This window comes from Chitinophagaceae bacterium, assembly GCA_016710165.1.
Lineage (GTDB): Bacteria > Bacteroidota > Bacteroidia > Chitinophagales > Chitinophagaceae > Ferruginibacter.
The window spans coordinates 540919-556195 of the sequence record JADJLJ010000002.1 but is presented as its reverse complement, the minus strand read 5'-3'; the positions used below and the strand labels follow the sequence as shown (position 1 = coordinate 556195).

12 protein-coding genes and 1 pseudogene are annotated in these 15277 nt (G+C 40.3%); 7 read left to right on the top strand and 6 right to left on the bottom strand.

Annotated elements, in window-relative coordinates; genetic code table 11:
• Window positions 1-225 precede the first annotated feature (225 nt).
• From IPJ02_12885 to IPJ02_12860, 6 genes and pseudogenes are all read left to right on the top strand, one after another.
• Window positions 226-1053: a DUF3667 domain-containing protein gene (locus IPJ02_12885; GenBank protein ID MBK7376416.1), complete on the top strand. Its 828-nt coding sequence runs from the start codon at window positions 226-228 to the stop codon at window positions 1051-1053.
• Between the two features lie 100 nt (window positions 1054-1153).
• Window positions 1154-2026, top strand: a complete 873-nt coding sequence (locus IPJ02_12880) for a nucleoside phosphorylase (GenBank protein MBK7376415.1) — start codon at window positions 1154-1156, stop codon at window positions 2024-2026.
• Between the two features lie 47 nt (window positions 2027-2073).
• Window positions 2074-2984 (top strand): annotated as a pseudogene (deoC, locus tag IPJ02_12875) (deoxyribose-phosphate aldolase).
• Between the two features lie 116 nt (window positions 2985-3100).
• Entirely contained in the window at window positions 3101-4579 is a 1479-nt protein-coding gene (locus tag IPJ02_12870; protein ID MBK7376414.1) for an aldehyde dehydrogenase family protein, read from the top strand.
• Window positions 4580-4790: 211 nt separating this feature from the next.
• Window positions 4791-5186, top strand: coding sequence for a four helix bundle protein (locus tag IPJ02_12865; GenBank protein MBK7376413.1), 396 nt, complete (start codon window positions 4791-4793; stop codon window positions 5184-5186).
• Between the two features lie 50 nt (window positions 5187-5236).
• Window positions 5237-6133 carry an aldehyde dehydrogenase family protein gene (locus tag IPJ02_12860; protein MBK7376412.1) on the top strand — a complete coding sequence of 299 codons (897 nt, stop codon included), beginning with the start codon at window positions 5237-5239 and terminating at the stop codon, window positions 6131-6133.
• A gap of 46 nt (window positions 6134-6179) precedes the next feature.
• On the opposite strand, the gene IPJ02_12855 is transcribed toward IPJ02_12860, so the two are convergent.
• The 6 genes from IPJ02_12855 to IPJ02_12830 all read right to left on the bottom strand — a co-directional run bounded on the left by IPJ02_12855 (window position 6180) and on the right by IPJ02_12830 (window position 13853).
• Window positions 6180-6557, bottom strand: a complete 378-nt coding sequence (locus IPJ02_12855; GenBank protein MBK7376411.1) for a hypothetical protein — start codon at window positions 6555-6557, stop codon at window positions 6180-6182.
• Window positions 6558-6630: 73 nt separating this feature from the next.
• Window positions 6631-7905 carry a sodium:proton antiporter NhaD gene (gene nhaD / locus IPJ02_12850; GenBank protein ID MBK7376410.1) on the bottom strand — a complete coding sequence of 425 codons (1275 nt, stop codon included), beginning with the start codon at window positions 7903-7905 and terminating at the stop codon, window positions 6631-6633.
• Between the two features lie 2 nt (window positions 7906-7907).
• Window positions 7908-9281: an HAD-IB family phosphatase gene (locus IPJ02_12845; GenBank protein MBK7376409.1), complete on the bottom strand. Its 1374-nt coding sequence runs from the start codon at window positions 9279-9281 to the stop codon at window positions 7908-7910.
• 200 nt (window positions 9282-9481) lie between these two features.
• Window positions 9482-10804: a DUF4147 domain-containing protein gene (locus IPJ02_12840; protein ID MBK7376408.1), complete on the bottom strand. Its 1323-nt coding sequence runs from the start codon at window positions 10802-10804 to the stop codon at window positions 9482-9484.
• 120 nt (window positions 10805-10924) lie between these two features.
• Entirely contained in the window at window positions 10925-12319 is a 1395-nt protein-coding gene (locus IPJ02_12835) for a Gfo/Idh/MocA family oxidoreductase (protein ID MBK7376407.1), read from the bottom strand.
• 196 nt (window positions 12320-12515) lie between these two features.
• Window positions 12516-13853: a TIGR00341 family protein gene (locus tag IPJ02_12830; protein ID MBK7376406.1), complete on the bottom strand. Its 1338-nt coding sequence runs from the start codon at window positions 13851-13853 to the stop codon at window positions 12516-12518.
• Between the two features lie 429 nt (window positions 13854-14282).
• Between IPJ02_12830 and IPJ02_12825 the strand changes: the two genes are divergently transcribed.
• Window positions 14283-15230, top strand: coding sequence for a calcium/sodium antiporter (locus IPJ02_12825; protein MBK7376405.1), 948 nt, complete (start codon window positions 14283-14285; stop codon window positions 15228-15230).
• Window positions 15231-15277 lie beyond the last annotated feature (47 nt).

The window sequence follows — 15277 nt, the reverse complement described above, 5'->3', positions numbered from 1 at the left end:
GGAAAGATCAGCCGGCAACGGTATTAATCAAACAGCATGCGCAGAAAAAAAATCAAGCAACATACTTGTGCAAACTGCAATTTTCAGTTCAGCACAAACAGTAAGCACACCAATTTTTGTCCAAATTGCGGTCAGGAAAATCACAACCCCCGTTTTCCCCTGGTGCATTATGGCTATGAACTGCTGGAAAGCCTACTGCATTTTGATACCAAGTTTTTTTATTCAGTGAAAACGCTTTTGTTCCGGCCCGGGAAGATCACTCATGACTATATACATAATATCCGGGGCCGCTATACCCCGCCATTCAGGATGTTTATTTTCCTTTCGATTTTCGGTCTGCTTGTGATGGGTTTTTATGAAACAAATCTGCTGAATAAAGGGCTTTTCGGGGAAACCACGGGCACCGCTGAAAAAAATATAACCATCAGCCAACTATTTGATAAAGCTGAAGACAATGTGAAGGATAATATACTGGTGCCACCTTTTTCCTGGGTGATGAACAACCCGGATGTCACCAATGGAGACCTTAGGGTGCTGAAAAAAATACATAAAGACAGTATTGGGATATGGCTTGCAGATCATGGTTATGGCAACAATGTCATCAGCCGCTTATTTGCGGTCAATAAAAAAAAACGAATCAGCCGGCAAATGACCATGCAAGAAGCCGTGCCGATGGTAACAGGTATTTTCAAATGGCTATTCCTCATCATGATCCCCATCAATGCCTTCATCTGCTTTATCGTATTTTACCGCAAGGGACTGTTCTATTATGACGCAATGCTTTTTTCCATTCACTTTGGCTGCTTTTTCCTGATCATCTTCCCGGCTATGTTACTTTGTATATTACTATTTCAGTCTGTAAGCTACTTGCTGTTATTAATATTGGCCTGTATTTTTCTCCTGGCATTACTTGTTTACCTGGCGATTTCTATGAAAATGGTATTTACTTTTCGATGGATAAGTACATTAACCAGGATGCTGGTTGCCTGCCTGCTGTCATTTGCTGTTTACCAACTGGTGCATTATTTTATATCAACCTATTCCGGCAGGTAGCAACCCAAAAAAAGAATACCGGTTACTTTAAACCCTGCTGATATTTAAAACCCAATAATCAAATCCTTTAATCAATATCTTTGTTCCTTAACGATCACCTATGCAACCCATCCCCGAATCAGAACTCATCATCAATGACCGCGGCGCCATTTATCACCTTGATCTACGGCCTGAAGAGCTGGCTCCAACTGTTATTGTCGTTGGCGACCCGGACCGGGTTAAAAAAGTAAGTGCTTATTTTGATAAGACCGAACACAAACGGCAGCACCGGGAGTTCATTACCCATACCGGCTATATCGGGAACAAAAATCTATCCGTCATATCCACCGGGATCGGCCCAGATAATATCGACATCGTCTTCAACGAACTGGATGCCCTGGCCAATATTGATTTTGAAACGAGGGTTATCAGGAAAGAACTCACCAAACTCAGCATCGTCCGCTTCGGCACATCGGGTTCATTGCAGGCCGATATACCGGTGGACAGTTTTGTCGCTTCTTCCCACGGACTGGGACTGGATAACCTGCTTAATTTTTACAACTACGAAAAAACAGATGCCAATAAAGCGATCGTGAATGCTTTTATTGAACAAACAAAATTAGATACGGCCGTTACCATTCCTTATGCCTTTAGCGGCAGCGAAATGTTATTGAAAAAATTCGGCAAAGGATTTCACAAAGGCATTACGGTAACCTGCCCGGGCTTCTTTGGTCCGCAGGGAAGGGTATTGCGCCTTGGATTAAGCAGTCCGGGCCTGGTTGATAAACTCACCCATTTCAGCTTTAATAATCACCGAATCACTAACTTTGAAATGGAGACATCCGCCATTTATGGATTGGGAAAACTGATGGGGCATGAATGCCTGAGTGTGAATGCCATCATTGCCAACCGCGTGATAAAGGAATTCTCTAAAGACAGTGACGCCGCTGTGGAGAACATGATAAAAAAAGCACTGGAATCACTAACGGCTTAAACCCTTAAACGATTTAAACGACTTTCAACTATTTTCAACCGAATTAAATGATCGCTACCAAAACGATACCCGGCTTTTCTTTATCACCCCATGTTGACCAGGTGGGTATTGAAGAAAGGGCATCCCGGTTCACCAAGCGGAGCATTAAGAACGAGACCAAGGTGAACGGGCTCAAGCTCGCCCTCAACATGATCGACCTGACCACGCTGGAAGGAAAGATACCGATGGAAAAGTGAAACAGCTTTGTTACAAAGCATTGCATTTACATGATGCATACCCAGGCTTACCAACCGTGGCCGCTATCTGTGTTTACCCGAGTATGGTGAAAGTGGCTAAAACAGCATTAGGAGATTCCGGGGTGAAAGTAGCCGCTGTAGCAACGGCATTCCCCAGCGGGCAGGCTCCCCGTGATGTAAAACTCAGGGATACCAGGTATGCCGTGCAGAACGGGGCTGATGAGATTGATATGGTGATATCAAGAGGAAAATTCCTGCAGGGCGAATACAATTTTGTGTTTGATGAGATCGCTGCTATTAAAGAAGCTTGCGGTGAAGCAAGACTGAAAGTGATCCTGGAAACAGGCGAACTGGTCACGTATGATAAAGTGCGCCGGGCCAGTGATATTGCCATGTATGCCGGTGCGGATTTCATAAAAACATCTACCGGAAAAATTTCCCCGGCTGCTACAATGCCTGTTACACTTGTAATGCTCGAAGCCATCCGTGATTTTTATTACAAGACGGGAAAGAAAATTGCTATGAAACCCGCAGGGGGTATTTCAAAAGCTAAACTGGCACTGCACTACCTGGTAATGCTGAATGAAGTGCTGGGTGAAGACTGGATGAACAACGAATGGTTCCGGTTTGGTGCAAGCAGCCTGGCCAATGATATATTGATGCAGTTGATGAAACAGAAGACGGGTGTTTACCAGTCAGCGAATTATTTTTCAATTGACTAAAACGTTTCAACGTTTAAAATCGTTTCAGACGTTGCAGGGTTTTCAACCATTAAACGACCTAAACGGATTAAACGATTTAAACGACTTAAACGACTTAAACGATTTAAACGAACCAAATGGCTAAAGCAAAGACCAATACCATCAAACTAAAATTCGACTCTGCCCGTAACCTCGCCCCCGCCCCGGAAAGCAAGAGCGCTGCCAAAATAGATCCGCAGTACGAACTCTTCATCAATGGCAAATCCGAAAAGCCGCAGAGCAGGAAATATTTTCCAACTATCAACCCGGCAACCGAAGAAAAATTATCCATGATCGCCGAGGCAAACGGAGCTGATGTAAACAAGGCCGTGGTGGCTGCCAGAAATGCGTATGAAAAGGTCTGGAAAAAAATGCCCCCTGCCGAACGGGCAAAATATATTTACCGCATTGCCCGGATGATCCAGGAGAGAGCGAGGGAATTTGCCATCATCGAAACACTGGATGGCGGTAAACCCATCCGTGAAAGCCGCGATTTTGACGTACCCACTGCCGCCAACCATTTCTTTTATTATGCAGGCTGGGCCGATAAACTGGAATATGCTTTTCCTAACAGAACTACGGCACCGTTGGGTGTAGCGGGACAGATCATTCCCTGGAATTTCCCATTACTGATGGCTGCCTGGAAGATCGCCCCGGCTCTGGCATGCGGAAATACGGTTGTTTTAAAACCGGCAGAGAATACTTCACTTACGGCATTGAAACTGGCTGAAATAATACAGGAAGCAGACCTTCCACCAGGTGTTGTAAATATTATTACGGGTGCCGGCGCAACGGGTGCTGCCATCGTTAACCATCCCGATATAAACAAGATCGCTTTTACCGGCAGTACCGAAGTAGGAAAAATAATTCAGCGTGCCATTGCCGGAACCAATAAAAAAGCAACACTAGAATTAGGTGGGAAAGCCGCCAACATCATTTTTGATGATGCACCCCTTGACCAGGCCGTGGAAGGTGTGATCAACGGGATATTCTTTAACCAGGGACATGTTTGCTGTGCAGGCTCCCGCTTATATGTGCAGGAATCTGTTTTTAAAGAGGTGGTCCGCAAATTAAAAGACAGGTTAGAGACCTTAATTGTTGGTGACCCCATTGACAAGAACACCGACATCGGCGCCATCAATTCAAAAGCGCAGTTAGACATCATTAATAAATACATCAAGATCGGTTTGCAGGAAGGTGCAGAAATGTACCAAAGCTCCTGTGCATTACCCCGGAAAGGATTCTTCTGCAGGCCAACCATTTTTACCAATGTAGCTCAATCAAACAGAATAGCACAAGAAGAAATATTCGGGCCTGTACTTGCCATCCAGAGTTTCCGCACAGATGATGAAGTGATCGAAAAAGCTAATAACACACCGTATGGGCTTTCTGCCGGAGTATGGACTGACAAGGGTTCCAAGATATTCAATATGACGACTAAATTGAGAGCCGGTGTTGTTTGGGCAAACACGTTCAATAAGTTTGATCCTGCATCACCTTTTGGTGGATATAAAGAAAGTGGATATGGCAGAGAAGGCGGCGTGCATGGATTATCGGCGTACGTTAATATCGTTTAGAACGTTTCAATCGTTGCAGGGTTTAAGACGTTTCAATCGTTGCAGGGTTTAGAACGTTTCAATCGTTGTAGGGTTTAAGACGTTTCAATCGTTGCAGGGTTTAGGACGTTTAAGTCGTTTGAGGGTTGAGAAAAAAAGCAGTCTTTCTTGATAGAAAGCACCCTAACGAATAAAACGATTTAAACGACATTTAAACCTTTAAACGTTTCCCATGGCAACTATTAAAAGGTTTGAGGATTTAGATGTATGGAAAGTAAGCCGCGATCTATGTAATAAGTTAGGTCAAATAATCGATGGTGATTCTTTAAAAAGGAATTTCAGGTTAATTGGACAAATTGAAGGCTCTTCAGGCTCGATAATGGATAATATAGCTGAGGGTTTTGAAAGAGGAACAAAAAATGAATTCATATTGTTCCTGGGGTATTCAAAGGGATCATGTGGTGAATTAAGATCCCAATTGTACAGGGCATTGGACAGGAGATATATTAGTAAAGAACAGTTCGAAGAATTATATCTATTAGCGGTCCGGATCAGTACGATGTTGCAGAAATTCATTAGCTATCTGCTCAAATCAGATATAAAAGGTCTGCGCAAGAAAAGCTCCTGAAACGACTGAAACGAATTCAATGACTTAAACGTTTTAAACGAAATAGCATCATGGCAACAGCAGAAAAAAGGCTTGAAGTCTTAAAGACCTATAAAATTTACATAGGTGGTCAGTTCCCCAGAACTGAATCGGGCAGGTATTATATTGCAACAAACAGCAAAGGAGAAAAACTTGCCAATATTTGCCTGGGTTCAAGAAAAGACTTCCGTGACGCAGTCGTGGCAGCCCGTGGTGCTTTTGGCGGATGGAGCGGAAGGGCTGCTTTCAACCGTGGACAGATATTGTACCGAATTGCCGAGATGCTGGAAGGAAGAAAGGCACAGTTCATTGAGGAACTCATCAAACAAGATGCTTCAAGATCACAGGCCGAGAAAGAAGTGAATCTTGCCATTGACCGCCTTATTTATTACAGCGGCTGGTGCGATAAATTCCAGCAGTTATACAGTTCGGTAAACCCGGTAGCTTCTTCTCATTTTAATTTTTCGGTGCCTGAACCTACCGGTGTGGTAGCTGCCGTTGCACCACAAAATGACTCATTGCTGGGATTGGTTTCGGTAATTGCTCCCGTCATTGCCGGCGGAAATACCTGCGTGGTGCTTGCCTCGAATGCAAAGCCGCTTTGTGCGGTAACTTTCGCCGAAGTGCTCAATAGTTCTGATCTCCCGGGCGGCGTGGTGAATATCCTTACCGGCAAGGTTTCTGAACTGGCTCCCTTCTTTGCCGACCACATGGATGTGAATGCAACGACTTATTGCGAAAGCGATGCTGCCACACAAAAAATGATAAAAGAAAGATCGGCGCTGAATGTGAAACGGGTTGTGCTGTATGATAACGTGAAATGGGCAACTGCATCCGGGCAATCTCCTTACTTCATCATGGACTTCCAGGAAATAAAGACCACCTGGCACCCGATCGAGAATATTGGAGGAGCAAAAGCAGGGTATTGAATACGCATGACCATTTTGAATGGTACTTCGGCCCTATTCCTTGCTTTTATTTTGAGGCTGCATTATAAATTGAATCAATTTTACGTTGGTAATGTGCTCTCCAATCCATTCCATTGCGCAATTTTAAAAAAGCCTCGATAACTTCATTATAATTATTAATTCCTGATTTAATTTGCTTTGTAGTATCGTATCCAATATAAATATTTTTAAAGCCAAACCAGGCTTCAATACTATCGATTTCTTTATCTTTTGAAGATGGCTTTCGTAGCCCTATATTGACAATTCTTGCATTCTTGTTTTTGATGTCCAGTTTAGCGGTTATATAATTATAATCCGGAGAATTTTTATAATTCTGCCTTACCACCAGCAGGGTAAAAATTACTACTATAAGAATTGAACAAATTATAATTACTACTCTACGCATATGAAATTTACTACCCTGTAAACTACAAAAACCCAACCACGCCAGTACTATTTTTCTGGAAATTAATCCTGTACTACCGGCCTAACTGCAATTGCAGCAGGAATACCAATACTCCAGCTGCAAACCCAATAAGTGCCAGCCAGGTTATTTTTTTAAGGTACCATATAAAATTAATATTCTGTATTCCCATAACTGCAACACCAGCAGCTGAGCCAATAATAATTGCGCTGCCACCTGTTCCTGTCGTGAGTGCAAGAAATTCCCAAAAAGGATGATCAGTGGGATATGTACTAAGATCGTACATTCCCTGTGCAGCTGCCACCAATGGTACATTGTCAACTATTGCCGAAAGGAGGCCGAGGGTAATTCCAATCAGGTAATCATTCTTTAAGGTATTAGTTAAAAATATGGCAACTCCCTGTAACAACCCAAATGATTGCAAAGCCGAAACTGCCAGTAAAATGCCCAGGAAAAACAATATACTTGGCGTGTCAACTTTTTGCAATGCTTTGGCTACAGTTAGCTTTTCAGAAACCTCAGGTCTTTTATTCTTATGGATTATGGTAGTGATCACCCACATTAAACCAAGGGCCAGCATCATTCCCATAAAAGGTGGCAGATGTGTAATTGTTTTAAACACTGGTACAATAATTAAAAATCCAATGCCAGAGAACAGTACAATACGGCTGTCGGCCTTTTCTTTGTAAGTAGCAGTTGATTCAGGAATAGGATTGAATTTGGTACCCCTGAATTTGTAAGCAACAATAATTGCCGGGAAAAGGCATACAGCAATACTGGGCAGTATCAATTGCTTCATAATATTCAATGCGGTTATCTGCCCACCTATCCAAAGCATTGTTGTGGTAACATCTCCCAACGGAGACCAGGCTCCGCCTGCATTTGCTGCAATGACGATCATTCCGCAAAACCAAAGCCTGTGTTCTTTGATAACTAAGAGCTTAGTAACCAAAGACGACATTACTATTGCAGTTGTTAAATTATCCAGCAAAGCAGAGAGAAAAAAGGTGAGTACTGTAATAATGATAAGCAGTTTGCTTTTATTAGTGGTTTTAATTTTCTGGGTAATGATGTTAAACCCGTCATGGGTGTCAATTAACTCAACGATCGTCATGGCACCCAATAAAAAGAACAGTATCGAAGCTATTTCTCCAAGGTGATGAAGCAGTTCCTCGCCCACAACTTCTGCAGAACCGCTTTGAAGGATATAGATCGTCCAGCAAATAACACCAGTGATCAATGCCGAAGCGGCCTTATTGAGTTTTAACGGATGTTCAAAAGCTATGGCGATATAGCCCAATACAAAAACAATAATTAACAGGGATGAGATCATCAGTTTAGAATTGGAATTAATAAATTAAAGTCAGGTTCCTTTATTACATAGTCTGCAACAGAATCAACAAAATGATTGGTTGAACAGAAGGACACACCAATGCCGGCTTTCCGGATACAGCAAATATCATTTTCACCATCCCCAACCACCATGGTGTTTTTTAAATCCACATCATATTTGTTACAAATATTGATAAGGGCATTGAGTTTGCAATAATCGTGTTTACACTGGCTTGCATCATCCAATAAAAATAAAGATGGAATTTTCACTTCACCGGTTGCTATGCTTTTTGAAAATTCAAGCTCGTTGGAAATAGAAAAATCAAAACCGAATTTATTTTTCAGGTGATTGGTAATACAATCATAGCTGTCGCTGATGATCCCGGTAATATATCCCTGTTGTTTTAATTCCTTTATTGCATCCTGTAAATGTGGCGTAACATCAATACTATCTGTTAAAGCCAGCAGATCGCCAATGGTTTTACCTTTTAGCAAACGGGCGATCAGTTTGGTACGTATAAACGGGTTACTATTATTGGTAACTATATCTGTCAGTTCATTTTTAAATCCAAATTCAGCTGCCGCAGTATTAATAAAACTTTTACGCAAAATGGTATTATCCATATCAAACATGGCGATCTTTTTTAAAGACATCAGGTTTTCCCTTATGGCAAATTCCATTTGTTCCCTTATTACCTGTATGTTTTCATAGGTTTCCAGATTTTGAACATCCGCAGTTTTTGATTTCGTCATAATGGTTTTTGCAACTTCCCGGCTCATTTTGCCCAATTGCTCCAGTTGTTGCATCCGGTTTTCAATATTCCCGATATTTACTTCTGTAATTCTTGCACCTATATTATGCATATCCATTAAAATACCGATGTCCACACCATAGCCTTCTTCAAATTCGCATTTTTTAAACAAACTTTTTTTTCCTGCTATCATACCGCTTAAAGGTTGCTGAAAATTCGGGAAAGTGGGATTTAGGATCGAGAGTAATGGTTTTGCCACCAGTTCCGTAACCCTGCCTGCCTGTCTTGTAAAATAAGATTTCACAAAATCGCTTTCACCATTGATCAATGGCGCTGTAAGTAATTCTATTACATTGTCCGGGTAACTAATAATGTCTGCATCAAGAAAGGCTATTATTTCATTCTTTGCAACCAACACCCCGTCTTTCATAGATGCTCCTTTCCCTAATTTTGTACTAGTAATAACAGATGCTCCTTCTTTCCGGGCCTGCTCAATGTTATTGTCCATTGATTTATCATCCACAACTAAAACTTCCGTAACCTGTGGTGAATTTTTAGCAAGTTTCACAACATGTGCAATGGTTTTTTCTTCATTCAATGCGGGTATGATGACTGTAACCATTATCAAGATATTTGTTTATTAGTATTCCCGGCTATTAATTTGTTCCGGATCGTTTATAAACTGATTAAATTTGATGCAGGGCTTGCAATTTAAAGAATGTTTTTCGGGTAACAATGTATTGCAGACGGTAACCTGCAGGAGCTTGATAGTGATAATTCAGCTTATTTGATATGTTATAACACGTTATCCGGCATGACCGGTTAACGGTTTATAAGTCCAATCACCATATCCATCACATTTGTTTGTGTAGGCCCCGTTATGATCAACCCGCCGACTTTATCGAAAAAAGAATAGGCATCAAAATCTGCAAGATGCTTATTCAACCTGACTTTATTTATCATTCCCGCTTTAATCATTTCCGCATCAATTACTGCTCCCGCCGCATCAGTGGGGCCATCTGTTCCATCTGTTCCTGCACTCAGGATCGTTATATTCCTGTCATACTTTGTTTTACTTTTTTGTAATAATTCATAAAGCGAACATAGGGCAAAATGCTGGTTACGCCCACCCTTTCCATTACCGGTTACTTTTAAAGTTGTTTCACCGCCCATTATAATGCAGGCAGGCAAATTACCGTCATAATCCAAAAGGTATTGAACAAATTGCCGGGCTTCCATTTCTGTATCACCGGAAAGAACATTGTTTAAAATGACAACATGATAACCTGCCTGTGATGCACTCATTTTTGCTGCTTCAAGTGCACGCTTATTATTCCCTATTATTTCCGAAAAAGTATTTATAAAAAATAAAGAACCGGGTTTGGGCGTTTCTTCAATCTCCGCATTTAATCCTTTTTCTAAGTATTGTCTTACACTTTCACTAACCTGATTCCATATATCATATTTCACCAGTACATGGTACGCCTCCTCAAATGTTGATCTGTCGGGAACGGTAGGGCCACTTGCAATACTGCACGGGTCATCTCCCGGCACATCGCTGATGATCAGTGTAAATACTGTTGCAGGATAAGCTGCTTTAGCCAATTGTCCGCCTTTAATGCTGCTTACATGTTTGCGTACAATATTTATTTGTTCAATGGATGCCCCGCTGTTTACAAGAAGATCAGATAACTGCTGAATATCCTCCAGTTTGCATCCTTCGGGAATATCAGCCAGTAAAGAAGATGCTCCTCCGCTTAACAATATCAAAACAATATCATTAACAGACACATTTTGCACAGCCTGCAATACCAGTTTTCCGGCCAGGATGCTGTTTTTATCAGGTACAGGATGTGCAGCTTCCACTGTTTGGAATTCATCAAGCGGAACAGCATGCTCATACTTGGTTATGCATATTCCTTTCGTAATTAAGCTACCCAGTTGTTTTTCTGTTTCTTTAGCCATAGCAGGTGCAGCTTTACCGGCAGCAATAACTATAAGATTATTTATTGAAGAAACATTTATTTTCTGCCCGGCTATGTGCAGCATTTCTTCATGTACATAAACATGATCGGGTAATAATACCTGCGGCTGTACAGCATTAATTGCAGCATAAAATATTTCCTTTGCCTGTTTGATGTACATAACAACTGAATATTGAACAAATGAAAACCCTGAATACGGTAATGACCCTGTTGAAATTGTACCGGAAACTATACCAGATAATAAGCCGAAAGCTATTTTAAGATACGCCCGGTATACCTATTAGATCAGCCCTTCCCTGAAAAGTTTTACTTCTTCAATGGTCCTGTTTAATCTGCTTTTTTCTGCCGCAAAAGCCATCAGGTGGCTTTCTATTGAAACTTCTATTGATGAACTCAGTAAACTTTTATCCTGTTGGGCTACTGCATGGATCCAGTCTTTCATTAACTCATGGTCACCACCTCCATGAGCATCTGTTTTCATCCTCCAGGAAGTTTGCCTTTTTGTTTGAAAATCGTTCATGATAAATGTTTCCATATTACCAAAAATATCGCCTTTTGAGCCCATGATCCTTGTTCTTCTTCCTTCATAAGAAACATGTGCTTCCATAGAAAAAGCAGCAGTTACCCCATTTTCAAACAGCATATTAACAGTAAGATGATCCGGCTGATCATTATCCATCCTGTAAACACAGCGGCCGTAATCAGTGGTCTTTAGCTGCTCAAGAATATAATCATCCCACCCGGATCTTTTTTCAGGCATGTCAAAAACATACAACCTTTTTTTATCCCGTAAATATATCTGCAGGGCAGAGTAAGGACAGGATTGTTCCACCTTGCATCCATCTGTGCATCTTTCCGTACTTCCTTCAGGTGCATTGATGTTAGTGAACCATTTCAGGTTACCGAAACAATGCACATCTTTTGCCGGACTATTCACCAGCCAGCGGATAATATCAGTATCATGACTTGATTTAGCCAGTAATATGGGCGTAGTTTCTTTGCTGTTTTTCCACTTACCCCTTACATAAGAATGACTCATATGCACTTGTTCAATAGGTTCCATATGCTGTATGCTGATAATATTACCAATCAGGCCTGCATCTATTACTTCCTTTAATTCCCTGAAATAAGGAGAATAACGAAGTACGTGACATACCCCTACAATTTGTTCACAGGATTCCGCTTTTTTTAAGATCAGCCTGCATTCCTCTTCTGTAGGTGCAATATGCTTTTCCAGTAATACATCATAGCCGGCATCTAAAGCAGCCAGGCAGGGCTGTGTATGTAAATTATCGGGTGTTGCAATAATAACGGCATCTGCAAATTTTGGTTGTTTGAACACATCATGCCAGTTACTGTAACAAAACTTATCTTCAATGTGGTGCAATGATTTTATCCTGTTCAGGCGTTTGGTATTGCTGTCAGCTACTGAAATTATTTTCAACTCTCCCGGATTTTCAAGAGCATATGCTGCATAGATATTACCCCTGTGGCCTGCACCTATCAATATTACAGTTACCGGTTTTTTTAACCTGATATGCCGCGGATTTTCAAATACATCCTCATGTAATCCAAATAATTCAGCAAACTCTTTCCATTTAAGCTCAACACTATCTTTCAATATATTCAGAGACCGGAGAAATTTCCTGGAAGCAATGAACTGGCGTAACGACATGTGCGGATATTTTTTAACTGCTAACCTGTTTTAATTAATGTTTCATAAAATTACAATACTATATGTAACCTTATTTTAGCGGCATCAATATTTTAAGGAATGTTTAATTCCCGTTTTGCCGCCATAAAATCAATTACATATCTGTTAGATCAGCTCATGGTTTTTTTATTCAACACTGCAGGGATTACTGTATTCCTTATTGAAAAATCAGTTTAATGTTATCCTGCTGTAATCTTACTTTGAGCCAGTTCTCCATTTTATTTTTATCCGGCCCGGATAGATTGGCAGAAAGTGATAATAAAACAAGAAAAACCGGTGTTTTTGCTGAACTGTCGCTGAATAAAATTGATGACTGTATCACAGCATTTTTTAAAGCAGGGTATTGTGCTTTTAACTCAGCAAATACCTGTGTACCCAGTTTCTGTAGATTGCTGATACTGTCTAATTTATAGCGAAGTTCTTTCTCTTGCTTATCCTTTTCAACCATGGCAATAGTCATCTGTGCAAGTTGATCATTTTGCTCATTACTTTTGTCCTCTGACAGATACGCAAAGCCCTGTTTCACTTCCAACAATGCAGAAGCCAGGCCATACTTTTTTAATTCTTCTTTCAACTGCGTTATTTCTTCCGGTACTATTTCTTTTCCGCCAAACACCAGGGTTATCTTCCTGCTTTTGGGATCAATCCTTTTATTTAATAAATAATCATTTGGGAAATGAGCTTCACCCGCAATAAAGCGATTGGCATTTTTTATAAACCTGTTTTGCTGTACCATATCATACCCAAAATAAATACTTGGCAATAATGTAGCCAGCACAACTAACCAGATAATCCGTTTTGCAAATCTTTCTGCTCTTATATTCTGCTGGTGTTTGTAGGGAAAATGAAGAAAGCGAACTATAGTAAAAGTTGCCAGTGCTATAAAAACCGTATTGATGATGAAAAGATAAAAAGCGCCGATAAAATAACTGAATTGCAAAGTCGCTATCCCGTAGCCTGCCGTACATAATGGCGGCATTAATGCTGTAGCAATAGCTACACCCGGAATTACGTTTCCTTTTTGTTTGCTGGAAGTAGCCAGAATACCGGCAAATCCTCCAAACAATGCTATCAATACATCGTAAATGTTTGGAGATGTCCTGGCTAAAATTTCAGAGTGAGCATCATCCAAAGGTGAAATCAGGAAAAATATTGTAGAAGTAGTTAATGCCACGCCTGTTGCGATGCTATAATTATAAACAGCTTTACGTAATAATGCCACATCATTAATACCTATGCCTAAACCAATACCCATAATGGGGCCCATTAAAGGTGAGATAAGCATAGCGCCAATGATAACTGCAGTTGAGTTTACATTTAATCCAAGGGATGCTACAAATATGGCAAAAATAAGTACCCAAAGATTGGTGCCACGGAAAACCACGCCATTATCAATGTTTGCGATAACAGTTTGCAGTTCTTCTTTCTCTGCATGGAGTTTAAATTTATCAAAATAATTATTCAAGCTGACCTGGTGATTTTGTGAGAGACAAATTTAAGGCTTAATAAATAAAGCTGTATTTGAGCAACTAATTTCAGGACTTATTTGACAGGCCATAATTACAATATGCAATAAGAAATCTCAGGAGTCCATTAAAAGCAGGGTAAGCAGATCAAAAATAAGTGGTTAATTTACAATCAGCAATTTCATTGACAAATATCATTTGCCTATTTCCCATTTTTGTCTTGCTTTATAAGATAAAGCATACGATTAATTGCTTTTATGTAAATAAAGATGTTAAGGATTTAATTTTTTACCGACTGATAGTTTTAATTTCCGTAAATGCCTGTATGCTCAACATGTTTACTCATAAATAAACCTTATTGGAAAAGCCCGTGACATAACTGTGGCAGTGAAATAGTATTTTAAAATTAGGTTCACCTGCCTGTCATAAAAAAAATCAAAAGAGAATAAAACGTGATCATGCTTTTAATAATAACAGGTTTAGTTGGTTTATGGCTTGGAACAAAATGGATAATTAACGGCGCCCTCGGTATTGCGAAACGGTTCAACCTGTCGCATTCTTTTGTTGGCGTGGCTATTCTTGCCGTGGGTACCGACCTTCCCGAAGTTTTTGTTACGATAAAAGCTTCCCTCCTTCATTTGCAGGGAATAGAATCCTCCGGCATTATCACCGGGAATGCGATTGGCAGCAGCATCAGTCAAATAACTTTCATACTTGGGGTTGCCGGATTACTACTGAACTTTACAATAGTAAAAAAAGATCTATGGCGTGATGGCATTGCATTACTCAGTTCTATACTATTGCTGTTTGTTTTTGGAATTGACGGGATCGTCACCCGGTTGGAAGGTATTATTTTGCTGATAATGTATTTGCTGTATTACTTTATCCTGGTGCGAAATAAAACAGTCAATACCGATGACAATGCCAATAGTAAAGATTATTCAAGCAGTACTTTGGTATTATTCCTGGTGTTTGGTTTTTCAGTGTTGATTTTTTCTTCACATTTAGTGGTTGAGAATGCAATGAAACTTGCTGAAAAATGGGGTGTTGCCCAATCTTTTATTGGTATTGTTATTATTGGGCTCGGGACCAGTTTACCGGAATTAGCGGTATCAGTTGGTGCTGCAATCCGTAGATCAGCTGGAATGTCGGTAGGTAATATTATCGGGAGTAATATTTTTGATGGCTTTATTCCGATAGGGCTTGGGGCTACAATAAGCACAACCACTATGGAAAGCAATCTTTTAAAATTTGATCTGCCGGTTTTACTTGCAGCTACCTTATTGGTATTAGTATTCCTGAAAAAAAAAGGTATTTCAAAACCGGAAGGCATAATTCTCATAGTTATCTTCCTTCTCTATATCCTTGCAAAAATATTTTTCTTTGAAGGGAAATTCTCACTATAAGAATACTCTAAAAAAATATTTTTATCCAACTTTATGAAAATTGGGTT